Annotated in this window: 23 protein-coding genes; 10 read left to right on the top strand and 13 right to left on the bottom strand. The window is 46.1% G+C overall.

Going from position 1 to position 25060, the window contains the following annotated elements; all coding sequences use genetic code 11:
• Positions 1-13: 13 nt before the first annotated feature.
• Positions 14-988, top strand: coding sequence for a polyprenyl synthetase family protein (locus tag H8S65_RS11685; RefSeq protein WP_186930150.1), 975 nt, complete (start codon positions 14-16; stop codon positions 986-988).
• 440 nt (positions 989-1428) lie between these two features.
• Here H8S65_RS11685 and deoC read toward each other — a convergent pair whose 3' ends face one another.
• From deoC to mnmG, 5 genes are all read right to left on the bottom strand, one after another.
• Entirely contained in the window at positions 1429-2364 is a 936-nt protein-coding gene (gene deoC / locus H8S65_RS11680; RefSeq protein WP_186930149.1) for a deoxyribose-phosphate aldolase, read from the bottom strand.
• 4 nt (positions 2365-2368) lie between these two features.
• Positions 2369-2701 (bottom strand): nucleotide pyrophosphohydrolase, encoded by a 333-nt coding sequence (locus H8S65_RS11675; RefSeq protein ID WP_005645131.1) that lies wholly within the window; start codon positions 2699-2701, stop codon positions 2369-2371.
• Positions 2702-2707: 6 nt separating this feature from the next.
• Entirely contained in the window at positions 2708-3160 is a 453-nt protein-coding gene (gene dtd / locus H8S65_RS11670) for a D-aminoacyl-tRNA deacylase (protein WP_186930148.1), read from the bottom strand.
• 4 nt (positions 3161-3164) lie between these two features.
• A complete protein-coding gene (gene uvrC, locus H8S65_RS11665) occupies positions 3165-4970 on the bottom strand; it encodes an excinuclease ABC subunit UvrC (RefSeq protein ID WP_122343049.1) in 1806 nt (601 codons plus the stop codon).
• An 85-nt stretch (positions 4971-5055) separates the two neighbouring features.
• The gene (mnmG, locus tag H8S65_RS11660; RefSeq protein ID WP_122343047.1) at positions 5056-6933 is read right to left on the bottom strand and encodes a tRNA uridine-5-carboxymethylaminomethyl(34) synthesis enzyme MnmG; all 1878 of its coding nucleotides are present in this window, start codon (positions 6931-6933) and stop codon (positions 5056-5058) included.
• Positions 6934-7037: 104 nt separating this feature from the next.
• Here mnmG and H8S65_RS11655 point away from each other — a divergent pair, with 104 nt between their 5' ends.
• From H8S65_RS11655 to H8S65_RS11645, 3 genes are all read left to right on the top strand, one after another.
• A complete protein-coding gene (locus H8S65_RS11655; RefSeq protein WP_186930147.1) occupies positions 7038-7535 on the top strand; it encodes a PH domain-containing protein in 498 nt (165 codons plus the stop codon).
• A gap of 99 nt (positions 7536-7634) precedes the next feature.
• Positions 7635-8294, top strand: a complete 660-nt coding sequence (locus H8S65_RS11650) for a hypothetical protein (protein WP_186930146.1) — start codon at positions 7635-7637, stop codon at positions 8292-8294.
• A 12-nt stretch (positions 8295-8306) separates the two neighbouring features.
• The gene (locus tag H8S65_RS11645; RefSeq protein WP_186930145.1) at positions 8307-8729 is read left to right on the top strand and encodes a Riean_0653 family protein; all 423 of its coding nucleotides are present in this window, start codon (positions 8307-8309) and stop codon (positions 8727-8729) included.
• A 28-nt stretch (positions 8730-8757) separates the two neighbouring features.
• Here the strand turns inward: H8S65_RS11645 and H8S65_RS11640 are convergent, their stop codons facing one another.
• The 6 genes from H8S65_RS11640 to H8S65_RS11615 all read right to left on the bottom strand — a co-directional run bounded on the left by H8S65_RS11640 (position 8758) and on the right by H8S65_RS11615 (position 17496).
• Positions 8758-9513, bottom strand: a complete 756-nt coding sequence (locus tag H8S65_RS11640) for a LytR/AlgR family response regulator transcription factor (RefSeq protein WP_186930144.1) — start codon at positions 9511-9513, stop codon at positions 8758-8760.
• Positions 9514-9521: 8 nt separating this feature from the next.
• Positions 9522-12161 carry a sensor histidine kinase gene (locus H8S65_RS11635; protein WP_186930143.1) on the bottom strand — a complete coding sequence of 880 codons (2640 nt, stop codon included), beginning with the start codon at positions 12159-12161 and terminating at the stop codon, positions 9522-9524.
• 272 nt (positions 12162-12433) lie between these two features.
• Complete coding sequence (locus tag H8S65_RS11630; RefSeq protein WP_186930163.1) at positions 12434-13564, bottom strand: DUF4934 domain-containing protein; 1131 nt, start codon at positions 13562-13564, stop codon at positions 12434-12436.
• An 816-nt stretch (positions 13565-14380) separates the two neighbouring features.
• Complete coding sequence (locus H8S65_RS11625; protein WP_186930142.1) at positions 14381-15544, bottom strand: DUF4934 domain-containing protein; 1164 nt, start codon at positions 15542-15544, stop codon at positions 14381-14383.
• Positions 15545-15694: 150 nt separating this feature from the next.
• Positions 15695-16858, bottom strand: coding sequence for a DUF4934 domain-containing protein (locus H8S65_RS11620; RefSeq protein ID WP_186930141.1), 1164 nt, complete (start codon positions 16856-16858; stop codon positions 15695-15697).
• A gap of 224 nt (positions 16859-17082) precedes the next feature.
• The gene (locus H8S65_RS11615; protein ID WP_186930140.1) at positions 17083-17496 is read right to left on the bottom strand and encodes a hypothetical protein; all 414 of its coding nucleotides are present in this window, start codon (positions 17494-17496) and stop codon (positions 17083-17085) included.
• A 288-nt stretch (positions 17497-17784) separates the two neighbouring features.
• Between H8S65_RS11615 and H8S65_RS11610 the strand changes: the two genes are divergently transcribed.
• On the top strand, positions 17785-19041 hold the full coding sequence (locus H8S65_RS11610) for a DUF4934 domain-containing protein (RefSeq protein ID WP_186930139.1): 1257 nt from the start codon (positions 17785-17787) through the stop codon (positions 19039-19041).
• A gap of 10 nt (positions 19042-19051) precedes the next feature.
• On the opposite strand, the gene ybeY is transcribed toward H8S65_RS11610, so the two are convergent.
• Together ybeY and H8S65_RS11600 are read right to left on the bottom strand one after the other, a co-directional pair.
• Entirely contained in the window at positions 19052-19486 is a 435-nt protein-coding gene (gene ybeY / locus H8S65_RS11605; RefSeq protein WP_186930138.1) for an rRNA maturation RNase YbeY, read from the bottom strand.
• Positions 19487-19609: 123 nt separating this feature from the next.
• Positions 19610-20842 (bottom strand): nucleoside recognition domain-containing protein, encoded by a 1233-nt coding sequence (locus H8S65_RS11600; protein ID WP_186930137.1) that lies wholly within the window; start codon positions 20840-20842, stop codon positions 19610-19612.
• Between the two features lie 175 nt (positions 20843-21017).
• On the opposite strand from H8S65_RS11600, the gene H8S65_RS11595 reads away from it, so the two are divergent.
• The 5 genes from H8S65_RS11595 to H8S65_RS11575 all read left to right on the top strand — a co-directional run bounded on the left by H8S65_RS11595 (position 21018) and on the right by H8S65_RS11575 (position 25033).
• Entirely contained in the window at positions 21018-21845 is an 828-nt protein-coding gene (locus tag H8S65_RS11595; RefSeq protein ID WP_186930136.1) for an alpha/beta hydrolase, read from the top strand.
• 172 nt (positions 21846-22017) lie between these two features.
• A complete protein-coding gene (locus H8S65_RS11590; protein WP_186930135.1) occupies positions 22018-22980 on the top strand; it encodes a 2-hydroxyacid dehydrogenase family protein in 963 nt (320 codons plus the stop codon).
• The gene (locus H8S65_RS11585) at positions 22977-23684 is read left to right on the top strand and encodes a DNA alkylation repair protein (protein ID WP_186930134.1); all 708 of its coding nucleotides are present in this window, start codon (positions 22977-22979) and stop codon (positions 23682-23684) included. The genes H8S65_RS11590 and H8S65_RS11585 overlap by 4 nt, the downstream gene beginning before the upstream one ends.
• A gap of 3 nt (positions 23685-23687) precedes the next feature.
• Positions 23688-24434, top strand: coding sequence for a TIGR02757 family protein (locus tag H8S65_RS11580; protein ID WP_186930133.1), 747 nt, complete (start codon positions 23688-23690; stop codon positions 24432-24434).
• Entirely contained in the window at positions 24434-25033 is a 600-nt protein-coding gene (locus tag H8S65_RS11575; RefSeq protein ID WP_186930132.1) for an LOG family protein, read from the top strand. The genes H8S65_RS11580 and H8S65_RS11575 overlap by 1 nt, the downstream gene beginning before the upstream one ends.
• Positions 25034-25060 lie beyond the last annotated feature (27 nt).

Genomic DNA, 25060 nt, shown 5'->3' with positions numbered 1-25060 from the left:
CTTAGGATCAATTATGAAGGATAGAAGTAAAATAGAACAACCGGTTGCCGTAGAGTTTAAACGTTTTAATGATGAGTTTGCTGCTTCGCTGCGAAGTGAAACGAATCGTTTGCAATCGGCTATTGACCAGATACTGAATGCGAGCGGAAAACACGTCCGCCCCTTATTGGTACTTTTGACAGCTAAAGCATGCGGGCAGGTGACGGATAATACGATTAATTCGGCTGTTTTGCTGGAATTGCTTCATACTGCCACGCTTATCCATGATGATGTGATCGACGAGACAAAACAGCGTCGCGGCGTTCCTTCCCTGAATGCCATATTCGACAACCGTATTTCTGTCTTAGTGGGCGATTATGTCCTTTCCACCGCGTTGATCCGTTCTATCCAGACAGGTAATCTGCAAATCATAGGTATTGTTTCCAATCTCGGCCGCGATCTTTCGGAAGGGGAGATCAAGCAGTTGGAAACGGCCGAAGAAAGCATTATCGACGAATCCTGCTATATGCAGGTGATACGGAAAAAGACGGCCATGTTGCTTTCCGCTTGTGCCGAGATCGGTTCCATCTCTGCCGGGGCATCCGGTGAAATGGTGGAAAAATGCCGTGAGTTCGGCGAATACTTAGGTTACTGTTTCCAGATCAAAGATGATATCTTCGACTACTTCAAAGAGGCGAATATCGGCAAACCGACCGGCAACGATATCCGGGAGGGAAAGGTTACGCTTCCTTTGCTGCATGCTTTGCAGACGGGCAGGAGGGAAGAGGTGGACAATTTCCTTCATATCATAAATGAAAAAGACTTTACCACAGAGAATATAGATTTGCTGATTGATTTTGCGAAAGCGAACGGAGGTATCGAATATGCCGAACAGCGTATGCAGGAATATCGTGATAAAGCGGTCGAGGTTTTGATGACACTCCCTGAATCGGAAGCACGCGAAGGATTGCTGCTACTTGCCGATTACATCGTAGAGCGCCGTAAATAGGTTTTCGGTTTCTCGCGGTTTATCTGTCACTCTATCACTTTTCTCCTTGTATCCTTCGTATATCAACATGTCTTGAGTGTGATAGATGTCCTTTTCATCTATCACTGGTGTGTCACTCTCTATCACACTTTTCTTTCTATTCGTCCCTTCTCCCAAAGCCGAACCTTTCAAAGGGTGGATGGCACAGATTGCAAGTGAAAGAATCCTCTCCGTTGAATGCGCATAGCACCTTGGAGAAACTTCCGGAAGATACGGAAAAAGATGAATAAACTGCTTATATAAATACGACGACACCCGGATGTAGGCGATCCCTACATCCGGGTGTTCGTTTAGGGTAGATCCGGGTGTAGCGGGAGGGAACATCCGGATGTAGCCTAATTTATGTCGTTATCTTTGGAAGAAAAGACTATGGGTTTGTGAGAAATATCCCGTTGCTTTTCTTATTTTCCCAAACGGTGTTCGATGTCTTCTACCAAACTGCTGGCTCCTATGCGGAACAAGTCTTTATTCAACCAATCGTTTCCTAATACTTCCTTGACGATGGTATAGTAGCGGACAGCCTCTTCTGCCGTACGGATACCGCCTGCGACTTTAATGCCAACACGCTTTCCCGTGATGGAATGGTACTTTTTCAGAACTTGGCACATCGTGTAAACGGCTTCCGGAGTGGCGCCCGGATAGCCCTTCCCTGTCGACGTCTTGATGAAGTCCGCACCGGAATAGACCGCGAGGACAGCCGCTTTCTGAATGCTTTCGGGAGTCTGGAGAGCACCTGTTTCGAGGATGACTTTCAGTTTGGCATCACGGCAGTTCTCTTTGATCTCCTGAAGTTCTTCGGTAAGTTCGTCATAGTTCTCTTCAAGGAAATAGCCTAAGTTCATGACAACATCGATTTCATCGGCTCCCTGCATGACGGCCATTGCCGTCTCGGCAATCTTTATTTCCATGAAGGTCTGCGAGGAGGGGAAACCGCCTGCTACGGATGCAATCTTTACCTCCTGTGCGGAGAGGGCCTCTTTTACCGTTTCTACAAACAGGGGATAGGTGCAGATGGCGGCAACGTTGGGTACGTCGGGGCGGGTTCCTTCGAAATCGTTCACTTTGTCGACCAGCTTCCAGATGCTCTCTTTCGTGTCGATACTGGTGAGGGAAGTCAGGTCGATGAAACCGTGAATCTGCTTCAAAATGTCGGGAGTGAAGTTGTCGTTCCCATGTTTTCCGAGCAGTGTTTTTACCTGTCCGGCGACTTCTTCCGTCGTGCCGGCCGCCTCGAATTTGGCGAATGCCTGCTGGTATTTATTGGTGTGGAGATGTTCGGTGTCTTCATCGTGGTGGTGATGTCCGCATCTACATTCGTGATCGTGTTCGTGTACCATAATCTTATAGCTTTTTATTGTTTATATGTCGTTCTTTATCGCGGTTCGTTTTCTTTTGCAGATTCTTTTCGAAAGCAGCAGTCAGATCGACGCCTGTCTGGTTGGCAAGGCAGAGCAATACCCATAGGACATCGGCCATTTCATCGCCTAAATCACGGTGTTTGTCGCTCTCCTTGAAAGACTGTTCGCCGTATGTGCGGGCCATGATGCGGGCCAGTTCGCCGACTTCTTCGGTCAGGATGGTCATATTCGTCAGTTCGTTGAAGTAGCGGACGCCATACGTTTTGATCCAGCTGTCCACCTGCTCCTGTGCCTGTTTAAGCGTAATTTCTGCCATATCTTTTTATTCTTTGTTTTGTGAGTCGATCCAGATCGTGACAGGACCGTCGTTCACCAGTTCCACTTTCATGTCGGCGCCAAACGTGCCGGTCTGCACTTCCTTTCCGATCTGCAAGCCCATCTCGGCGCAAAAGGCCTCGTACATCGGAATGGCTATGTCCGGTTTGGAAGCATGGATATAGGAAGGGCGGTTCCCCTTCTTTGTGGAGGCGTGGAGGGTAAACTGGCTTACCACCATCACTTCCCCTTCCGTTTCGATTACAGAGCGGTTCATAACGCCGTTTTCATCGTCAAAGATGCGCAGGTTGGCAATCTTCTTGCACAACCATTCGATATCCTCCTGCGTGTCGCGGTCTTCAATGCCGACCAGAACGAGCAGGCCTTTCCCGATTTTGGACTTCAGCTGTCCGTCTATGATTACGGAGGCATGTTGTACCCGTTGTATCAATGTTCTCATATCTTTATTTTAAACCATTTAATAATGCTTTTGTTTTGGCTTCTCCGATCACTTCTTTCAGTTCGTCGAAGCTGGCTTCGCGTATTCGCTTTACGCTCTTAAAATGACGTAAAAGTAATACTTTTGTCTTTTCTCCGATCCCTTTTATCGCATCCAATTCGGATTTTGTCTGACTCTTGCTTCGCTTATCCTTGTGGAAAGCGATGGCGAAACGATGCACCTCGTCTTGTATTTGCGTGAAGAATTTGAACATGAAACTTTGTATCGGCATACCGATCGTTTCGGGAGGGAAGCCGAACAGGAGTTCCGAAGTCCGGTGTTTCCCGTCTTTTGCCAGCCCGGCAATCGGAATATCCAAGTGCAGTTCGTCCTGGATCACTTCGCGCACGACTTCCATTTGCCCCTTTCCACCGTCGGTGATGATCAGGTCGGGCAGGGGAGCCTCTTCGGCGATGGCACGCTGGTAACGGCGGCGCACGACCTCTTTCATGGAGGCGTAGTCGTCCGGACCGACAACCGTTTTGATGTTGTATTTCCGGTAATCTTTTTTCGATGGTTTCGCCATTTTGAAGACGACACATGCAGCCACCGCATCGCTTCCCTGTATATTGGAGTTGTCGAAACACTCGATATGAGCCGGTAATTTGGAGAGATGAAGCGTGTCCTGTATCTCTTTTAAAAGACGTGTGCTGCGTTGCTCCGGATTCAGTTTTTCCGCCTGTTTCAGCTTGTCGACCTTATATTGCTTTACGTTCATCTCCGATAATTCCACCAGCTTCTTTTTGTCTCCGCGCTGCGGAACGGTGATCGAAACGTTTTCCAGTTCTATATCCAGCGGAAAAGGAACGATGATTTCGCGTGCAGTGCTTTTAAAGCGGTTGCGCATTTCGATGATGCCTAAGCTGAGCAGGTCCTCTTTTGACTCGTCCAAGCGCTTTTTATATTCGAACGTATAGGCTTGCACGATCGCCCCGTTGCCGATATGCAGGTAATTGATGTAGGCGGAATTCTCGTTTTCGGCCAATGAGAATACATCTATATTGTGGAGCATCGGGGTAACCACTGTCGACTTGGAGCGGTAATTCTCGATGACTTCATACTTTTCTTTGATCTTTTGCGCCTCCTCGAACCGCAATTCTCCTGCCAGTCTTTGCATCTCTTCGTACAGATGCTTGCTTATCTGCGAAATATTCCCGCGTAGGATTTCCTTTATCTCGGAAATGTTTTGCTGGTATTCCTCTAATGTCTGCAACCCTTCGCAAGGCCCTTTGCATCGCTTGATATGGTATTCGAGGCAAACTTTATACCGTCCTTCCGCGATGGATTCGGGAGTAAGCGGGTATTTGCAGGTTCGCAAAGGATATAGCTCTTTCAGCATTTGCAGCATGACCTTTGCCGTATAGATGGAAGGGTAGGGACCGTAATAGCGCGAGCCGTCCCGTACGATATTCCGGGTTTGGAATACGCGCGGGAAATATTCGTTCTTGACAACGATGGACGGATAGGTCTTGTCGTCTTTCAGCAGCACGTTGTACCGGGGGCGATATTGCTTGATCAGGTTATTCTCCAAAAGAAGCGCATCTTCTTCCGTGTCGACAACAAAGTATTTGATGTCCCGTATCTGCTTAACCAGGACACGCGTTTTGTTGCTGTCGTGCTCTTTGTTGAAATAGGAGGAAACGCGACGCTTCAGGTTCTTTGCTTTGCCTACATAGATGATCGTTCCCTTCTCGTCGAAGTATTGGTAGCAGCCTGGCGATTCCGGTATGACGGAAAGGATGTTTTTTATATGTTCCTCGGTTGCGCTCATTTCTTTTTGCTTATGTTTCTGTCCTATTTTCAGTCTTTTACGCTATTGTTGTTAAAGTAAATGTTTCACGTGGAACATTCCGTCTTTAGCGCCCTAACATCACCAAAAGGATGTTTATGTCGCTCGGTGAGATACCCGGAATGCGGCTTGCCTGGGCAATTGTGTCCGGATCTATCCGTGTTAGTTTCTGGCGGGCTTCCGTAGACAAAGACTGGATCGAATTGTAGTCGAACTTGCCTTTGATGTGGATATTCTCCAGACGGTTTATCTTGTCGGCGATGATCTGCTCGCGGCGGATATAGCCGCTATACTTGATTAAGATTTCTGCCGCTTCGATGATCTCTTCCTTTCGTGAAACAGGAACCTTGTCCAGTTCTGTCCGGAATGCCGGAACCAGTTCCGCGATATTCTCCAACGTGATTTGAGGACGCGGAATCAGTTCGATCAACTTGCATCCGTGTGCGAGCGGGGTAGTGCCCAAAGCCTCCAGGCCGCTGTTTATATATTGCGGTTTGATGGAGTAGTTTTCTGCGAAAGAAATGATCGCGTCCCGGCTTGCCTTCTTCTCGTTCAGCAGTTCGTAGCGGTCCTGCTTTGCCAAACCGAGATGATACGACTTTTCCGTCAAACGCATGTCCGCATCATCCTGGCGGAGCAGGATGCGGTATTCTGCACGAGAGGTAAACATGCGGTAGGGTTCGTCGACGCCTTTCGTGACAAGATCGTCGATCAGTACGCCGATATAGGCTTCGTCTCGTCCTAACACGAACGGTTCTCCGCCGTGGCAATTGATATGTGCGTTTATGCCGGCCACCAATCCTTGTCCGCCGGCTTCCTCATATCCGGTCGTCCCGTTGATCTGTCCGGCAAAGAAGAGGTTGCGGATTAGTTTTGTTTCCAAATTATGGTGGAGCTGCGTCGGATCGAAGAAATCATATTCGATAGCATATCCCGGACGGTAGATCTGTATGTCCCGGAATGCCGGTATCTGTTGCAAGGCACGTAGCTGGATATCCAACGGAAGGGAGGAGGAGAAGCCGTTCAGGTAGTATTCCTGTGTCGTTTCGCCTTCCGGTTCCAGGAAGAGTTGGTGCTGGGGCTTGTCCGCAAACGTCACGATTTTCGTCTCGATGCTCGGACAGTAGCGCGGGCCGATGCTCTGGATCTGTCCGTTATACAACGGGGAGTCGGGGAGGCCTTCGCGCAGGACTGCATGGCAGGCTTCGTTGGTGAACGTTGTCCAACAGCTTAGCTGTTTCAGAACGCGGTGCGAGGTGTCCATATAAGAAAACTTATGGAAGTCGTTTTCTCCGGGCTGTTCCGCCATTTCATCGAAGTGTACGCTCCGTGCATCGATACGCACAGGCGTTCCGGTCTTCATCCGTTCGGATTTGATGCCTAATGAGACCAGTTGTTCGGTCAGTCCGGTTGCAGCCGGCTCGGCTATACGACCGCCTCTGATCTGTGTCCGTCCGATATGCATGAGCCCGTTCAGGAAAGTCCCGTTTGTCAGGACCACGCTTTTCGCATGGAACTCGACTCCCATATCCGTTTTTACGCCGCATACGGTATTCCCGTCGAGCAACAGTTCGCGTACGGTATCCTGCCAGATATACAGGTTCGGCAGGTTTTCCAGTATTCCCCGCCAGCATTCGATGAAACGGGCGCGGTCGCTCTGGGAGCGCGGGCTCCACATCGCCGGTCCCTTGCTTTGGTTCAGCATACGGAACTGGATGGCTGTCCGGTCCGTCACGATTCCCATATATCCGCCTAAAGCGTCGATTTCGCGGACAATCTGTCCTTTGGCTATGCCTCCGACAGCCGGATTGCAACTCATCTGCGCAATCTTGTTCATGTCCATTGTAATGAGAAGCGTCTTCGAACCCATATTGGCGGCCGCCGCTGCGGCTTCACAGCCTGCATGGCCGGCACCTACCACGATCACATCGTAATTGAAAGTCATTGTCCTAATTGTCTTTGTTTCTTTTGCAAAGATAATAGTTTGTACGGGATTTTTGTTATATTTGTGAGTCTTGGAATATCTAAGTAATCTAAAGGAATAAGAGTATGGAAACCCGGATATCTTCTTCTTCGATGGACAATGCCAATAAAATAAAAACGTCTGTCATGCTTCTGCTTTTATATGGCATCTGTATATTTCCGGCTTGGGATGGCAATCTGTCTGTTTTGTTAGGTTTGTTTGCCGTCAGTTCGATCCTTTGTATGCTTACTCGAGGATTTATGCCAAACCGTTTTATCGTGGATGGAGAAAAACTGGTGATAGATGCGTATTTTCGGAAGACGTATATAAACATAGAGGAAATCCTTTCGGCTCGCGAGGTCGACCGGCTGGATTTAGGAATAATGATCCGTTCATTTGGTGTCAGTTGGTTGTTTGGTGATCTCGGATATTTTTCTTCTACTGCTATCGGACGTGTAAAAGTTTTTGCCCGGCGTTCTGATAACCGTATTCTGATTACGACTTCCTGCCGTGGTAACTTTATCATTGCACCCGATGATCCTGAATTTATCCATTATCTGAACCAAGCGATACTTTGGAGATAGGGAGAAACAATACGATCCTATCCTATCATAACCGCCAGTGCAGCGTTTTACTGGTTCTGAGCATCTTATACTTATGATTATAAGTCTAAAAGAAATGTTATGAAAAAGTATGTACTTTTGTTAGGGCTGTTGATACAAGCTGTGTCGGTTTTGGCCCAGGAGGCGTCTGCCGGGAAGTCGATGTTCTCCGTTCATGCAGGGCCTTCCTGGTATTTGGGGAAAATGATCGGGATCACGAACAATTCCGACGCTTATCGGAATGGTTTACGGAATGGGATCGCCTGGGATGCCGACTATTATTTCTTGGGAGATAAATATATCTTCGGTTCGTTTAAGCTCGCTCCCGGACTTGTCTATCAGGGCGGGTGCTATAAAAACACTCATGACGAAAGTTCCGACAAGATACTGATGCATTATATTGCGCCTCAGCTTGCCTTGTTTATGGTTAAGCAGAAGTACAATCTGTCTTTATCGACCGGGGTGGGATATCAGCATTATAAAGATAGAAGTTTTGTGTACGGCAAGCCGCGGGATGTGTCAATGAATAAACTGGCCTATAATCTGTCGGCGGGAGGCGAGTATCGTCTTTCTCCGCTGGTGGGGATTTCTGCAAAATTGAATTGGATCGTTACCTCCTCCGAGAGCTATTCGGTCAGATATCACGGCCAGAAATGGCAGGTCGAATCTCCTGAATTGAGCGGTGGCGGAGGATGTTTCTCCCAATTATCCTTATTGTTCGGTATGAATTTACACTTTTAATCAGATACGGTTATGAGACATCTGTTATTTATCTGTTTGTTGCTATTTTGTGTGGCCTGTGAAGAGAATGAATCGGTCGACCCGACGGTCATGCCCGAAGCTACTACGACCGGGGCGAATACATTCGGTTGCCTGGTCGACGGCTGGGTGTATACAAGCGGCCGGTGGGGATTGCCTGGTGCGGAATATTTGGAGCGGGAAGATGGTTCCAGCATGACGGTTTCGGCGCAGGTCGGCATCGGTTCGTATATCCGTTTTACGATTGCCGATCCTAAGCAGGGCGAGACGCTTCCTTGTGTGAATGTATCTTTTGAAAATCAAAATATGGAAGATGGCAAGGCCTACATCTCCCGTATGTCGGACGGTGTGTTTAGCGGCACTTTCGAAGGAGGGCGCATTACGAAAGGCCGTTTCGATCTGAAATATAATAAGTAGAGACGCACGGCCGTGCGTCTCTACCCGTTTATAATTGCTTTAATACTTCCATCACATAGTTCCGCCGTTGGCGGGAAATGCTGACCGAGGCCCCGTCCTTCATGCGTATATATCCACCGTCGCTTTTGATGAAACTTTTGATTTCATCTAAGTTGATCAGATGCGATTGGTGGACGCGGAGGAAGTTGTAGGGTGTCAGCAATTCGTCGAACTCCTTGAGGGTTTTCGATACGATCAGTTTTTCCCCTGACTTCAGATAGAAGGTCGTGTAGTTGCTTTCCGATTCGCAACGGATGATGGAACCGATTTCTACAAACTCTATCTTATCGGCGACCGACAGGGCTATTTTCTTTTGCTTGTCCAATACCTGCGTGTTTTGCAGGAGGTTCTGCATCCGTCTGTTTTCCTGTTTCCGGAGGACGACCTGGACCGCCTTGTCTACGGCATGCGTCAGTTCTTCCGGGTCGATAGGTTTTAGTAGATAGTCGAGCGCGCTGAAGCGGATGGCCTGGATCGCATAGCTGTCGTAGGCCGTGACGAAGATCACTTCGAAAGGAATCTCCGGAAGACTGCCTAAGAGGGAGAAGCCGGTATCGTCGCCTAACCGGATATCTAAGAAAAGGATATCCGGTTTAGCTTCGGGCAGCACGGTACGGGCTTCGGTGACGGAGCTGCAAATGGCCGATATCCTGATTTGCGGACAATGCCTCCCGATCATGCGAAGCAGGTTCTCCCGGTTCCCTTGCTCGTCATCTACGATTGCTGCGGTTATTTTTGTATCCATATTTTGTCTTATAAAGGAATGGATAGCCGGACATGGCAACCGGAAACAGATTCCTTCTTCTGCCTGTTTTCGATCGTTATGCCGATTTCCGTATTGTACAAATCCTTTAATATCTCGAACTCGTTGCTGATGGCACGGATACCGAAGCCGCCTTCCGCTTCTGCTTCCATTCCGGGACCGTCGTCGATGATGTCGATGACCAACAACTGGTCTTGCAAAGATAATCGAATTATGATTTCTCCCGTACCGCGCGGAGCGATTCCGTGTTTGACGGCATTTTCGACGAAAGGCTGTATCAGCATCCCCGGAATCTCGATCGCATCCGGTTCGATATTTTTGTCTACCGTCAGCGAGTAGGAGAAGGGGAAACGAAGCTGTTCGAGCTTCAGGTAGAGCTGCAACTGTTCGATCTCGTCGGAGAGGGGGACCAGTTTCTTTTCGGAAGTCGCCAGCACTTTCCGCAACAGGCGTGAGAAGTCGATCAAGTATTTATTCGCCTCCTGATTGGCCGAGCGGTTGATCAGATTCTGGATCGAACTGAGCGCATTAAAAATAAAATGCGGGTTCATCTGGGAACGGATGGCGCGTAGTTCGAGTTCACGGATGCGGCGGCGGTTACGTTCTTTCTTTTGCTTTCCTTTCACCCTGAAATAATAAGCGATACCGATGATTGCCGCGATTAAAAGCGTACCTAATGCTCCTTCTTTGAATCCTTTTAGAAAGTCGTTGAAAGATTCGTCTTCCCGTTTCAGGTCGTTTTGAATGATTTCTAAGGCGGGGCTGGGATCAAATTTCCAATTCGTAAATTGGCGATAGAGGATGGTCCCGTCTTCACGCATCAGGATAGTCACGGTGCCGAGCCCCTTACGTCTTAATTCCTCTATCTGAAGATCGGAAATAGCTTTAAAAGGCTTTACCCGTTTGGCATTGTGAGATTGGAATTTTGAATATAATTCGAGTTGCACGATGGAGGCCAACTTTTCCGATTCGAGGCGTTTCTTGAAATCGAGTGCATTTTGAAGGTTTGGTGCTGGAAGACCTTGTTCCCTTGATAAAAACAGCAGGATGTATTTTCGGTCGCTTCCTTTCATTAGGTGCAGGCTATCGGCTATCATAAGGCCGCTTTCCCGGATATTTTTCCCGGCTTCGAAGGGCAATAGTTTATCGTATGCTCTTTTTACCTGATTGGTCAGGCTGGTATCCGGACAGGAGCGGATAAAATCGTTGTAATCCTCTTGAGTTTCAGCTAACGTTTTATCGTACATTAAAAAATGTAAATTCATTCCGTTTACTTGATATTTGGGAAAGCCGGAGAGGATATGTTTATTCAGAAAATAATCATCTGCCGGATTCAATAAATATTTTTCCTTCGCTTTTTGTGTTTTTAGATTCAGGTTATCTGCTTTCAATTCCTGTTTCTTATACATCGTGTAAACAGTCAAAAAATAAAAGTAAGCGACCTCCGGTCGATGCATGCTATATGCAAAATCGATAAGTGGATTGACCGAGACGAAATAGGGAGCTTGCCAGTCGACCAAGCCGCTTTTGTGCCAAACTTCTTTATCGCTGGCATACATATAGAGATGCAAGGCAAGCGCTCCTCTAAGATACTGTTCCGAACGTTCGAATACCATCCGCCAATAAGAATCCATATTCTTAAAATCTTTTGCTAATACATTTTGGAACAGAGATTCGCGGTGTTGGAAGGCTTTTTTCATTTGATCGGGAGATTCGAGGTCCGAAGGGTACATATAAAGGTCTGATTCGTACAGGTCGGCGAATCTTCGGTAGCTGTATTGGAAATTGTTTTGTTCGCTTCCCCGTCCCTGATAACGTCTTTTGTGCGTTGTGGCAAACAATTCTTTGTCTTGCGTGATGGAATCCCCCGGAGTAAGCAGGAGCGTCACCCGTTCGCCCACTTTGTGTTCGGTCGGGTAGGCTATGAATATCTTCTTGTGGACGGTCGAATCTTTGGATAAATCAAAATAGACATAGCTACACGTAAATTCCGTATTCGGAGGAAGGGAGAACGAGGCGTCGATGACCCGCGTGTTTTGTGCCAGCCGAGGCATCCCGTCTTCCTGCCAGCCGGTCAGGATATCCTGTGCCGCCGGTGCAAGCAGTTTGTCTAAGGGTAAGGAATCCTGGACAGTCGTTTCCGGATAGGCGGACAACCCTGCCTGTCTTACTCCGAAAGGAACATAGTTTTTCGAGTAAGAAAAGGTTGTTTCTTGCCTGTCTAAAGTATGTGCTTTCCGGCTTTTCCGATCGTATGTGACGCGCAGGAACCGTTTGCCGACCATCTCGTGATCGAACGTAAAGTCTTGCTGATAACGGCTGTCAAAATAGTAGAAACCGGGCTTCCCGGTATCGTTCCTGCAATCGTACAGGCTCTTGAGCGTATAATCAAGGGTGAGGGTACGTTCATTCAGATCCGTTACGGTCGCCTTAAAGATGACTCGTCGGATGTTTTCCGCCCGCCAGGGAATCTTTTCTTCGATGCCCGGAGCAACGTAGGGATAGTAGTGGACGGACTCGATTTCCACCCAATCGCCCTTTTTCAAAGAGTCGGGTGTATAGGGGACGAACGTTTCAGCCGAACCGCTGTTTACCAGAAAAAGGAGAAGCAATAGGAGTGCTGTTTTCATACCTGTAAAAATAAGATGAATAATTGAATTACCCTTCAAATATATCCCGTAAAGACCGCTTATTATTGACTTAATGAGCGGATGGTTGTTTTGAATGAGTATAAGGGAATAAAAACTTGTTGCATATTGTTGATTTTATTTCTGACTTTGTAAAAAAGGATGGAGTTATGAAAACTGTAGCAGAATACAAAGAAATACTATCCCACGGCACGGTTCATCCGGCTACTGTTTGGGGTGTTTTCGATCGTTTTTACAATAAGGCAGGAGATTTGTCATCTCATTCGATGTTTAATCAACATAATCACCGGATTGTCATCTTCTTCCAATGTAGCAGCCACTTCTTTCAATTTGTCTTTTAGCTTTCCCCCTTTATAATCCCGGATAAGATCCGATGCTTCTAAAAATTGGCAGGATGGGATTTTGCCGTTTAAAGGTTTTGATTTTAAGAAGGCTTCTTTCTTATTTACGTAATCAGAGTTATAGGCTCTATATCTGAATAAAGCTTTTTCCTGCTTGTCATATAATAGATCAATAGACGAGAATTCAATTGTTTTTTCAAGCGCTTCCATAAAAAAGTATCGATCCGTGAGCAAACTCGGTATAAGAAAGACTTCAGGATTCATGGATTGGCAGGATGGGACCCTTGCAATGAATGGTTTCAAAGCATGGTCTGGTGAATAGCTATACAACGTATCGGCTGAATATTCTGTTAATACATAATCGTTAAAATAAGGCATTATGGGATGAGATGTTTGTGGGTGATAGGTCATTTTCCTATCTTGAGACCAAACGACAATCGACTTTTTCTTTTCAAATGGTATTTGAATTTCTTTTGTAATGCGACCGTCTTGTTTGGATAGAAGTAAAAATGATTGCCCGGTATTGTTATGAAAATGATCGCGACAGATTAGGTTTTCCTGGTCAAAATTATACATTTCAAAAGGTAGCAAATCTCCTTTCCATGAGATTTTCCGTTTGAAATTACCTTCCAGGTCATATACAAGTATTTTCTTAGAAATATCGTTGACAAATATTTCTTCCTTTTCTTCATCTAATACGATTCTATTGAATAATGCATATTCTTCATTACCTTGTCCTTTTCGGTTAATCTTTTTCAAAGCTCTCCCTTTCCGGTCAAAGAGGAAAATATCCCCGCTAAAATTAAAGTTGGTCGCGACTATGACATTCTTGCCTACCGCCCATATATTACCTTGACAAAGAAATTCGTCCGTTGTCTCTAACGGGATATATTCAACATCCATAAAGTCTTGCAGAATCAGTTCTTTATAGGGATATTTTGCCGTGACATCTACCGTGATCAGATCATTTGTTGAATGTTTGTTTTCTACGCATCCTGCCATTAGAAGGAAGAGCATAGGCAAGAGGACATTTATACTTTTCATATTTGGAGATTTATCTTTAGGAAATAATAGATGCCTATATTTGATAAACGGTAGGAAAACGATTTTAGTATAGGGTGACCGCATCGAGGTTTGTCTCGTGGCTGTAGGCTCTCTTTTGCCGTCTGCTTCAGCAGACGGTTTAAAAGATTTAGAGGCAAAGCCTCTTCCTCTGTGGACTTCAGTCCCTTTCATCTATTGTATTAATCATCTATCCGTCTGCTGAAGCAGACGGCAAAAGAGAGCCTGCGGCACAAGATGCTGCCTTGTCTGTTTGCTCACCCATAAATCATTATTTATGTTTCAAATCTTCCAGAATATGAGTCTGTGAAGTTGTTCTTATAGATGCCTGTCGCTTTCCGAAAAGGTCGGTATCGGTTGCCGGATAGATGCCTACCTTTTTCCTGCTACCCTATAGGCTTTTCCCTGACAGGCTAAAGGCTGTATTTTTTAGCCTATAACCTATATTTTACGGGACAGGAACCAATCAGATCCCTTATATGACAAAACTAAAAAACAGGGTTCACGGCGGTAAAAGGCTAATGGCCAGTGATTTGTTGTGAAGGCTGTGAAACCGGTTTACGATCAGCCAATCCTATCGATCGATCCCGCCTTTTTTTATCTTGCATTCACAGGGTTCACAGTAACGTGCTGATCTACAGAGTTTCCCGAACAGTGTGAACCCTAATTAAATAAAACAACCAGGGGGTATTTAGAGGATAATCTAAGAAGATTTGAACCTGTAAATGATGATTTACAGGTGAGCTAACAGACAAGCCTGCGGTATAAGATTGCCCTGATTTTAATATATCCTAAGGGTTACTTTTTGTGTTTTACCAACATAACTACCCGATTGTCATCCTCATCCAATGTTGCAGCGACTTCCTTTAGTTTGCCTTTCAACTTTCCTTTTTTATAGTCCTTGCAGAGTTCGAAAGCATTTAGAGTAGCCCATAATTCGCCTTTGGAATTGATAGGGGTCAGCATAGACATATAGAATTCTTTTTTATAAGAATAATCGCCATTGTATATGATATAGTTAAAAAATTTCTTTCCCTGTGTATCGTACACAAAGTATGTTTTCGGGAATCCTTCTTGTTTACTAAAATCATATACATTTGTTACACTTTCCATAAAATAATAGCGATCGGAAACCAACCTTAAAACCGGATAAACTTCCGGATCCATGGTGTGAATAGGCGGTGTTCGTACAATAAACGGATGCAAACTGCAATCAGGCATTAATGTGTAAATCGTATCTGAAGAGGCCTCAAATAGAAGCCAATTACTCCCAAAAGGAATTATACTATTATACGGCCCAGGCCCTGCAGATGCTGTCACTACTCCATCAGGTTGTCTTAAAACTATATGAAATAATTTCTTCTCTTTAAATGGAATTTCAATTTCTTTCGTTATACTTCCATCTTGCTTCGACACAAGCAAGAACGGTATTTCATAATTAAACTTATCATAACAAATCAAGTTTTCCTTGTCATAGTCAAACATATCCAAATAAAACGAATTTTTCTCACTCTTTTGATTAAGACTTCGTTTGAAATTTCCTTCCAAATCATAAACTCTTATTTTTTTTGCATAGTTATCGTTTACAAACAGTTCTTCATTTTCTTCATCCAATGTAATACTTCTACACGATGTATATTCTTCCCCTCCTTGCCCTTTGCGGTTTATCTTACGGATAGCTTTTCCGCTCCGATCATACACAAAAATATTACCGTCACTCACATAGTTTGTTACGATTATGTATTTTTCACCAACCGCCTCCACACACCCTTGATTAACAAACTCATCATTTGTTTCCAGCGGAATATATTCCACATCCATGAAGTCTTGAAGAACCAGTTCTTTTTTGGAGGAATAACTTTTCGTTACATCTACTGTTATAAAACCATCAGTCGATGAATTACCTCCACATCCTGCCATCACAAACAGGATGATTATTTCTAAAAAAATTAATATTTTCATCTTCATATCATTTTATTTACTCTATTATTCTTTCACATGACAAAGATTTGCTGAAAACGGATGATATACACCAATCCCGGACATTCGGTTAATGTACCGTTAGGCATGGACATATGAATGAAATTGTGTTCCAATACTGTCAATATTTTTTTACTTTTTAGACTTCACCAACATAACCACCCGATTGTCATCCTCCTCCAATGTTGCAGCGACTTCTTTTAGTTTGCCTTTCAACTTCCCTTTTTTATAGTCCCTGCAGAGTTCGAAAGCATTTAGAGTAGCCCATAATTCGCCTTTGGAATTGATAGGGGTCAGCATAGACATATAAAATTCTTTTTTGTAAGAATAATCGCCATTGTATATGATGTACCTGAAAAAATCCTTTTCCTGTGTATCGTACACAAAGTACGTTCTCGGAAAGCCTTCTTCTTTACTGAAATCATATACATTCTTTATGCTTTCCATGAAATAATAACGATTGGAAACCAACTTTAAAACCAAGAAAGATTCCGGATTCATAGTGTGGACAGGAGGTGTTCGCAAGATAAACGGCCGCAAATTGTAATCGGGCATTAATGTGTAGATCGTATCTGACGAGGGTTCTAATAGAATCCAATTGCCATTAAATGGGATTATTCTACTGTATTCACCCGGTCCGGCAGCTCTTGTTCCTCCTTCATGTCTTAAAAGTTGAAGAAATAGCTTCTTCTCTTTAAATGGAGTTCTAATCTCTTTGGTTATGTTTCCGTCTTGCTTCGATACGAGTAGGAATGGTATCTCTTGATTGCATTCATCGTAACAAATCAGATTCTCTTTATCATAATTAAATATATCCAAATAAAACTGGGTATCACCATCTTGTTTCTGTTTGATACTTCGTTTAAAATTTCCCTCCAAGTCATAAACCTTTATTTTTCTTGCCAAGAAATCGTTTATAAACATTTCATTGTTTTCTTCATCCAATGTAACACTTCTACAAGAGATGTATTCTTCTCCCCCTTGCCCTTTACGATTTATCTTACGAATGGCTTTTCCGGTCCGGTCATACACAAAAATATCACCGTTATCCTTATAGTTTTTTACTAATATGAATTCTTTACCTACATCCTGTACAAACCCTTGATTAACAAACTCATCATTTGTTTCCAGCGGAATATATTCCACATCCATGAAATCTTGAAGAACCAGTTCTTTTTTGGGAAAAGAATTTTTAGTGACATCTACCGTGACCCGGTCGTCTGCCGTTTGATCCTGTCTTTTGCAACCTGTCGTTATTAACAGAATAGATAGAAAGAAAATAGTTGTGCCTTTCATGCCGGATAATTTATTATTGTTACCAATCCCTTATTTGCCTGTTTCCAGGATTAAGTTGATAATAGAGTTATAAATTCAAATCTATGTGATAATACCGGGAGATATCCGGCAAATGAGTAGATGGTCGTTTGGTATGAGTATTTGTGGTAGTGATAGCGAGTAATCGGTTTTGGGAGTATTGCTCCGGCAATCTCTGTTTTCACCGGAGCGTGTACAAACTTTTATCAGGCACACATATTATGCAACCCGTTCAGCAGCATCTTTCCGCCTAACAGAAAGGAAATACCTATAAGTAGAGAGCCGACAACGAGCAGTTGGATCGCACCGGCTTCCGTTCCGAGTGGAAATTCCGAATATTCGGATAGCAATGCAAAAAACATGAGTAACGAACCGAAAGTAAACAGCATCCCCAACAGGAAGCGGCTCCAGACATTCCTTTTTAGAAGCTGCATGATCAGTAAAGCGATAATGGCTATACAAAACAAAGTCATGAACATATTTCCCGAATGCCAATTGCCTCCATTGAACAAAATATGGATATTGCTGTGCGCCCAGATTGCAAAAAGCGCAATATACCATACTTCAGGAAGAGAATGAAAGAACTTTTTGAGATAATTTATTACAATCGATGTATTCATAATAATATATTTGATATCTATATCTGAATAAACGGCTGAGAGAAGGGTTTTAGTATAACCGCCATCCGCTTTTATTCATAGTTGCTCCGGAAAGTTTCACCGGTGAAACCCGGTCGATGTTTGAAAAAAAGATTCCCCTATCTGTAACTTCTCGGAAACCGGTGCGTCAAAAATAACAAAGAATTGAATTATTGAAAAGATCGGTGGTAAACTGGACGCTTTTACTTTCGAAATTGAATTGGAGCTTCCGAGTGTAAATAAACATATAAACAGTTAGATTATTACAAAATGAGAGGAATAAAACAATGTGCCGTTTGGCTGACCGGCTTTTTACTCATATCATGTTCCGGTGCAAACCGGACATTTGACCGGGGTACTATAAATGTCGTTGATGCTATGGAGAACCTTCAAGAGTTGAAAGTGTCGCAATTGGGAAACAAAATAAGGTTCATCCCTTTAGAAACCAACGACAGTGTCTTAGTTGCCAATCGTTGGAATCTTTTGGTGACCGATAAATATGCCATTATAAGCAATATGGAGCGTGGCAACAGCCAGAAATGTATGACATTTGACTTGAATACAGGGAAATATATAACTACCGTGGGGCATCCGGGACAAGATCCGGAAGCATACGGGTCCTGTGTCCCGGTCTTGGACGAGGCCGGGAGCGATGTGCTCTATTTCTTCAAGCCAAAAGGCATTGTGAAATATAGTATGGACAACCGTTTTCTCGGTTCGATAAAAATGAACCGCATGCTCACTTCTTTTCCATTGATTGAAGACACGGTGATGTCAACGGTACTGTCGGGAAGTAGCCCGGATGGTGGACGATACATTTCTTTCCTACGCATGAACCTGGAAGGAAATCTGATAGATTCTATGGCTGTTGCAGGATCGGGAAAGCCTGTCACGACATACACTCCTACGCGGTATTTCGATGCGTCCATATACGAGTCTCCAAGTTTGATGCCTTATAGTGGGCTGACATTCCATAAACTTAAAGGAAGGCGTGAAGATATGGGACACGTGGTGGAAGTAAAAGGTTCGGATCAGATGTGGCAGGCCGGCGGGTCTGTCCGTTTCCATCAGGCGTTCAACGATTCCATTTATGGTATAAGCGCAGAAGGTCCCTCGGTTACCTATGTGTTCGATACCGGTAAATGGCACTATCCGGTTGAAGAAACTGGAAAAACAGAAATCACATCTAATCATGCTTTTGTAACAGATGTGACAGAAACTAAGGACAAAATAGTGTTTGCCGTAAGTAAAGGCTGGTTGGGAGAGGATAACAAAGGCTATGTGGGGCTATATGACAAAAAGACCGGGACAACTATCATGGGAGAGATAGAAAAAGGTTTCCAGGACGACCTTGCCGGATTTGCGCCGTTCTATCCGGTGCGTACCAACAGCAAAGGGCAACTGATAGGAGTGATGACCATTGAAGATATCGACAAATGGTTGGAAAAACATCCGGATGCAGAGAGACCTCCGTTTTTCGATACACTGGCCGAAGATGCCAATCCGGTGTTGGTGATTGTGGAATAATCCGGGAAAGTTAACTTTCCCGGCATTCCTCCGGCAATATCGCCAGTGCTTTGTTCTCGTTGGCCTCCATGATCTCGCGTTCCCCAGGCCCTTTATCGTTGATGCCGCATAGGTGGAGGATGCCGTGGATGATGGTACGGTGGAGTTCCTCGTTGTAGGAGGTGTTGAAGGCTTCGGAATTAGTCTTCACCGTATCGAGGCTGATAAACAGGTCTCCCGATATCTTGTCGCCGCTGGTATAATCGAACGTGATGATATCCGTATAATAATCATGTTGAAGGTACTGGCGGTTTACTTCCAGTATCTTCTCATCGGAACAGAAGATGTAGCTGATATCGCCGACTTTCTTTCCGTATGTGGCGGCAACCTCTTTCACCCAGTTGCCGACCGCTCTCTTTTTGATTGCCGGAAGCTTGGTGTCTTCCGCGTAGAATGCTATTGCCATATTGTTATTCTTTTTCTATTTTATCTTACCGAATGATATGTTAAAAATAATTACCCGCTATACTGATTCCAAATAGATGCACTACTAATCCGATTTACATGGGGTGGCAGTGTCATTTTGATATTAGGTAAAAAACAGATACGTCATAGCTACCGCCGCAATCGCCCCGGCTAAATCGGCCAGCAGTGAACAGGGGATCGTATAGTAGGTGTTACGGATTCCGACACTGCCGAAATAAAGGGCGACGACGTAGAAAGTCGTGTCGCTCGATCCCTGCACGATGGAGCAGAGGCGGCCTATGAACGAGTCCGCGCCGTAGGTGTTCATCGCGTCCAACATCATGCCCCGCGCCCCGCTACCGCTAAGCGGTTTCATCAACATGGTAGGCAGACCTTCCACAAACTGCGTGTCCAGTCCTGCTGCCGCGACTCCCATGCGGATGCCGTCGATCAGGAAATCCATTGCTCCCGAAGCCCGGAAAACAGCAATGGCGACCAATACGGCGATGAGGTAGGGGATGATTGTCACGGCGGTCTGGAAACCTTCTTTCGCTCCTTCGATAAAGGTGTCGTATACGTTGATTTTCTTGCGGATTCCGCTGATGATGAATCCGCAGATGATGGAGAAAAGCAAAATGTTGGCAAACAGGGTAGAGTAGAGGGAGACCGACTGCTGGCTCATCATCCCGAAAAGCAACGCCAGACCGCCGATGAACGCGATCATACCGCCGAAGAAAAGCAGCAGGTTCCGTTGCAGGATGTTGATCCGTTGTTTGAAGCAGACTGCCAATATGGCGACCAGGGTAGAAGAGAAGGTCGCGAGCATGAGGGGCAGGAAGACATCGGCAGGGTTTGCCGATCCCATCTGTGCCCGGTAGGTCATGATGGAGACCGGGATCAGCGTCAGCCCCGAAGCGTTGATGCAAAGGAACATGATCATCGGATCGCTGGCGGAATCCTTCTGCGTGTTCAGCTCCTGCAACTCTTTCATGGCTTTCAGTCCCATCGGCGTAGCTGCATTGTCCAAGCCTAACAAGTTGGCCGAAATGCACATGAAGATGGAACCCGTTGCCGGATGGTCTTTCGGTATTCCCGGAAAGAGCTTGCTGAACACGGGCGCCGTCAACCGGGCAAACGCCTGTATCACGCCCCCTTTTTCCCCGATTTTCATGATGCCGAGCCAGAGAGCTAAGACTCCCGTCAGTCCGAGGGATATCTCGAACCCTGTCTTTGCCGAGGCAAAAGAGGCGTTGATGATGTTGGTAAAAACTTCCGTGTCTCCGCTGATGGCTAATTTGCAAAGTGCCACCACGAAGGCGATCAGAAAGAAGGCGATCCAGATATAATTTAGAACCATAGTAGTTGTTGACAGGTAATAAGATACTCGTTATTAGATTACAAAAATAGGAAATAATCGGGTTCCGCAGGAAAAAGAAGACGGGAAATGGCAGATTGTTTGCTTAGTTCCAAAAAGCTAATTACATTTGGAGGATAGTTCTTTGTGTTTAATCAATTCAAATTTAGTGTATAATATGACGAATAAAATCGGGTTAACCTTTCTGCTTTTCTGGTTTACTGTAATGGCTATTGCGGCCGATTATACCTACGAGCGTAATGTCCCGTACCGTGGAAATACAGGTGATGAATATGCTTCTAAAATGTGCCGGCTGGATATCGCTTACCAGCCGGGAGTCAATAATGTTCCGGTCGTAGTTTGGTTTCATGGCGGCGGATTGACCGGTGGCAGCCGGGAAATCCCTTCGCAATTATTGACGGATGGCATGGTAGTCGTAGGCGTTGAATACCGCTTGTCACCGCATGTGAAAACAATGGAGATCGTGGACGATGCCGCAGCCGCCGTTGTCTGGGTATTCGATAATATCGGAAAATACGGAGGCGACACCGCCTCTATCTATATTGCCGGCCATTCCGCCGGCGGCTATCTGGTCGATATGGTCGGGCTGGATAAGAAGCAGTTGGCGCGTTACGGGAAAGATGCCGACAAGCTCGCCGGGATCATCCCTTTCAGCGGTCAGGTAATCACTCATTTCGAAACCCGCAACCAGCGAGGATTGAAACCTTTGCAGCCGACAATCGACGAGACGGCTCCCTTGTATCACGTCCGTCCGGACTGCGCCCCTATCCTGATCCTTTCCGGCGACCGTGAAAAAGAATTGTATGGCCGCTACGAAGAGTCAGCCTATTTCTACCGCCTCTTCAAACTGCTCGGCCATCCCGATGTGACGCTTTACGAATTAGGCGGTTTCGACCACGGCAGCATGTGTGCAGCAGGCTTCCCCTTAGCCGTGCGGTTTATCCGTGACCATACACTTTCGAATCAACCCGAAAGTAACAGATAATTTTGTATTTTTGCGAAGTATTAAAATGTATAATAATTTAACTGTAAGCGGATAAATGATGATTTATGGGTGAGCTAACAGATAGAGCTGCGCCTCGTGCCTCAGGCTCTCTTTTGCCGTCTGCTTCAGCAGACGGATAGATGATTGTTAAAGTTGAATAAAAAGAATAGTTATGACAAAGATATTAGTCACTTACGACATGTTCCGCGAAGGTTTTACCGAGCTGGAAAGCAAGTATGAAGTTACTTTTCCGGAAGGAAGGGACTTCACGTACGAAGAAGTTTTAGAGATGATACCGGAGTACGATGTATTGTGCTCGATGTTCGATTTTCCTGTGAATAAGGAATTGATAGACCATGCTCCTAACCTGAAAATGGTTGCCAATTATGCCGTCGGCTACAATAATATCGACGTCGCTTACTGCCTTGAAAAAGGAATTACGGTGGCGAATACTCCTGATCCGGTGACAGCTCCTACCGCTAATCTCGCGCTTGGATTGATGCTCGACGTGGCACGCCGCATTACCGAATGCGACCGGAAACTGCGTATGGAAAAACAGGATATGAAAATCGGCGTCTTAGAGAATTTAGGCATTAACGTGACCGGGAAGACGTTAGGTATTATCGGTATGGGACGTATCGGGAAAGCCCTTGCCAAACGTGCGAATGCCTGTGGTATGGAGGTCCTCTATCACAACCGTCGCCAACTGTATGTCGAAGAAGAGACAAAGCTGAACGTGACATACGTTTCCAAGGAGGAACTCCTCTCCCAATCCGATTTCGTTTCCCTGAATGCCCCTTATACACCGGAAACCTACCATATCATCGGTGAAGCCGAACTGAAACTGATGAAACCGACAGCCGTCCTGATCAACACCGGCCGCGGTCCTTTGGTCGATGAAAAGGCTTTGGTGCAGGCTTTAAAAGACGGGACGATTCATGGCGCCGGCCTGGATGTATTCGAGTTCGGCGATTATCCCTCGCCGGAGTTGCTGGAAATGGAAAATGTCGTCCTGACGCCCCATATCGGGACGCAGACGCTGGAAACGCGTATTATCATGGCGCGTACGGTTTGCAACAATGTAATCGGATTCCTGGAAGGCGACCGTCCTGTGTCACGGGTGCTGCGTCCATGACGGCGGAGTTTGTGCTGAGTGAACTGCAATCGGTCGGTTCACCCGAAAAAGCCGCCCATCTGAGCCGGTTTTTCAAGACCGGACCGGGGCAATATGGCGAAGGCGACCGCTTTTTAGGAGTCGTCGTCCCGCAAACCCGCAGCATAGCCAAGGCCAACAAAGCGATGCCCCTCGATGAATTGCAGCGCCTGTTGGATAGTCCTTGGCATGAGGCACGCCTTTGCGCCCTCTTGGTTCTGGTCTATCGCTTCCAGGATAAGAAGACGACTGAAGCTGAACGGGAAAAGATGTATCGTTTCTATTTGAAGAATACCCGCCGCTGCAATAATTGGGATTTGGTGGATTTATCCTGCCGGGATATTGTCGGCGAATATTTGGTGGACCGGGACCGTTCCGTCCTGTATGAACTGGCTGCCAGCGATAACCTCTGGGAACAGCGGATTTCGATCGTCTGTACCTGGGCTTTTATCCGCCGTTCGGATTTTACCGATACATTAGTTTTGGCCGAACGGTTGATGACGCATAAACATGACTTGATGCATAAAGCCGTAGGCTGGATGCTTCGCGAAGTGGGCAAAAGAGACCGGGATACCCTCACCGGCTTTCTGGAACGTTATGCGACACAGCTTCCGCGTACGGCTCTCCGCTATGCCATCGAGCATTATCCTGAAGACCGGCGCCAGTATTTCTTAAAGATGAAGTAAGGGATGGACAAGCAACTGAAAGCGAAATTGAAGGAATGGGCCGGAACCTATAATGTGAAGTCTTTTATCCCCGATGACCCGGTTCAGTTCCCCCATCGGTTTACGGAGAAGCGGGATATCGAAATATCTGCTTTTATCACTTCCTGGTTCTCCTATGGACGCCGGGAGCTGATCCTCCGCAAGGCGGACTGGTTGCATAGCCGGATGGGTGGAAGCCCTTACGAGTGGATATTGTCCGGACGGTATCGGGAACTGGTTTCGGAGGTCCCGGCCGGCAAACGTGATACGTTTTATCGCTTTTATACGCATTCGGACCTGCGTGCCCTCTGTGACCGGTTGAAAGAGATATATGAGCGGTATGATTCGCTGGAAGACGCATTGGCTGCAAGCCCCTACCCGAATCCGGTCCTTAAGTTGCAGGATCTCTTTTCCGGCATAAACGGCATTCCGGTGATGAACGGCACTTCTGCCTGTAAACGCCTGGCCATGTTCCTTCGCTGGATGATCCGGACCGATGGAATCGTCGATTTCGGGATTTGGCAGACCGCCTTTCATCCCCGCCAACTGATTATCCCGCTGGACACGCATGTCCACCAGATTTCATTGGAACTCGGCTTGACGCAGCAACGAACCGCAACCCTGAAAACGGCGCTTGAGATAACCGAAGCCTTGTCGCATATCTTCCCGGATGATCCCTGCTTAGGTGATTTCGCCTTGTTCGGATACGATATAAATAAGAAAAAAGAGTAATGGAAAAAGAAAGAAATAAGATCGCTTCTGTTTGTGTGTATTGTGCATCCAGCACGCAAGTCGCCCCTGCTTATCAGGAGGCGGCTGCCGAACTGGGCCGCTTACTGGGTGAACGGAACCTGCGGGTGATCAACGGGGCCGGCAATTCCGGCCTGATGTGCGCCGTGTCGGATGCTACGCTGGCTGCCGGTGGAACCGTAACTGGCGTGATTCCCCGTTTTATGGTCGAACAGGATTGGTGTCACAAGGGGCTTACCGATCTGGTCGAAGTCGACAGTATGCACGAACGCAAACAACGGATGGCCGACCTCTCGGATGCCGTGATCGCCCTTCCGGGCGGATGCGGCACTCTCGAAGAGTTGCTGGAAGTCATCACCTGGAAACAATTAGGCTTGTATCTCAACCCGATTGTCATCCTGAACATAAACGGCTACTTCGATCCCCTTTTGGAGATGTTCCGAAGAGCCGTCGACGAGCATTTCATGCGCCCGCAACATGCAGGGCTTTGGGTGGTCGCCTCTACCCCCGCCGAAGCTGTCGGCCTGATTTATTCGGAACCACGTTGGGATACGGATATCCGTAAACTGGCTTTGGTGTAGCAACAGTCCGTATCTGTTTTGCCCGGT

The organism is Parabacteroides hominis (assembly GCF_014287585.1).
Taxonomy (GTDB): domain Bacteria; phylum Bacteroidota; class Bacteroidia; order Bacteroidales; family Tannerellaceae; genus Parabacteroides; species Parabacteroides hominis.
This window is presented reverse-complemented; position numbering and strand designations above follow the sequence as displayed.

Excerpts from the sequence above, each read along its gene's own strand:
- ybeY (WP_186930138.1), bottom strand. The coding sequence starts at position 19,486 with ATGGCAATAGCATTCTACGCGGAAGACACCAAGCTTCCGGCAATCAAA.
- H8S65_RS11580 (WP_186930133.1), top strand. The coding sequence starts at position 23,688 with ATGGACAAGCAACTGAAAGCGAAATTGAAGGAATGGGCCGGAACCTAT.
- H8S65_RS11600 (WP_186930137.1), bottom strand. The coding sequence starts at position 20,842 with ATGGTTCTAAATTATATCTGGATCGCCTTCTTTCTGATCGCCTTCGTG.
- H8S65_RS11675 (WP_005645131.1), bottom strand. The coding sequence starts at position 2,701 with ATGGCAGAAATTACGCTTAAACAGGCACAGGAGCAGGTGGACAGCTGG.
- H8S65_RS11620 (WP_186930141.1), bottom strand. The coding sequence starts at position 16,858 with ATGAAAGGCACAACTATTTTCTTTCTATCTATTCTGTTAATAACGACA.
- H8S65_RS11610 (WP_186930139.1), top strand. The coding sequence starts at position 17,785 with ATGAGAGGAATAAAACAATGTGCCGTTTGGCTGACCGGCTTTTTACTC.
- deoC (WP_186930149.1), bottom strand. The coding sequence starts at position 2,364 with ATGGTACACGAACACGATCACGAATGTAGATGCGGACATCACCACCAC.
- H8S65_RS11615 (WP_186930140.1), bottom strand. The coding sequence starts at position 17,496 with ATGAATACATCGATTGTAATAAATTATCTCAAAAAGTTCTTTCATTCT.
- H8S65_RS11630 (WP_186930163.1), bottom strand. The coding sequence starts at position 13,564 with ATGAAAAGTATAAATGTCCTCTTGCCTATGCTCTTCCTTCTAATGGCA.
- dtd (WP_186930148.1), bottom strand. The coding sequence starts at position 3,160 with ATGAGAACATTGATACAACGGGTACAACATGCCTCCGTAATCATAGAC.
- H8S65_RS11635 (WP_186930143.1), bottom strand. The coding sequence starts at position 12,161 with ATGAAAACAGCACTCCTATTGCTTCTCCTTTTTCTGGTAAACAGCGGT.
- H8S65_RS11575 (WP_186930132.1), top strand. The coding sequence starts at position 24,434 with ATGGAAAAAGAAAGAAATAAGATCGCTTCTGTTTGTGTGTATTGTGCA.
- H8S65_RS11585 (WP_186930134.1), top strand. The coding sequence starts at position 22,977 with ATGACGGCGGAGTTTGTGCTGAGTGAACTGCAATCGGTCGGTTCACCC.
- H8S65_RS11655 (WP_186930147.1), top strand. The coding sequence starts at position 7,038 with ATGGAAACCCGGATATCTTCTTCTTCGATGGACAATGCCAATAAAATA.
- H8S65_RS11685 (WP_186930150.1), top strand. The coding sequence starts at position 14 with ATGAAGGATAGAAGTAAAATAGAACAACCGGTTGCCGTAGAGTTTAAA.
- H8S65_RS11645 (WP_186930145.1), top strand. The coding sequence starts at position 8,307 with ATGAGACATCTGTTATTTATCTGTTTGTTGCTATTTTGTGTGGCCTGT.
- H8S65_RS11595 (WP_186930136.1), top strand. The coding sequence starts at position 21,018 with ATGACGAATAAAATCGGGTTAACCTTTCTGCTTTTCTGGTTTACTGTA.
- H8S65_RS11625 (WP_186930142.1), bottom strand. The coding sequence starts at position 15,544 with ATGAAAATATTAATTTTTTTAGAAATAATCATCCTGTTTGTGATGGCA.
- H8S65_RS11640 (WP_186930144.1), bottom strand. The coding sequence starts at position 9,513 with ATGGATACAAAAATAACCGCAGCAATCGTAGATGACGAGCAAGGGAAC.
- H8S65_RS11650 (WP_186930146.1), top strand. The coding sequence starts at position 7,635 with ATGAAAAAGTATGTACTTTTGTTAGGGCTGTTGATACAAGCTGTGTCG.
- mnmG (WP_122343047.1), bottom strand. The coding sequence starts at position 6,933 with ATGACTTTCAATTACGATGTGATCGTGGTAGGTGCCGGCCATGCAGGC.
- uvrC (WP_122343049.1), bottom strand. The coding sequence starts at position 4,970 with ATGAGCGCAACCGAGGAACATATAAAAAACATCCTTTCCGTCATACCG.
- H8S65_RS11590 (WP_186930135.1), top strand. The coding sequence starts at position 22,018 with ATGACAAAGATATTAGTCACTTACGACATGTTCCGCGAAGGTTTTACC.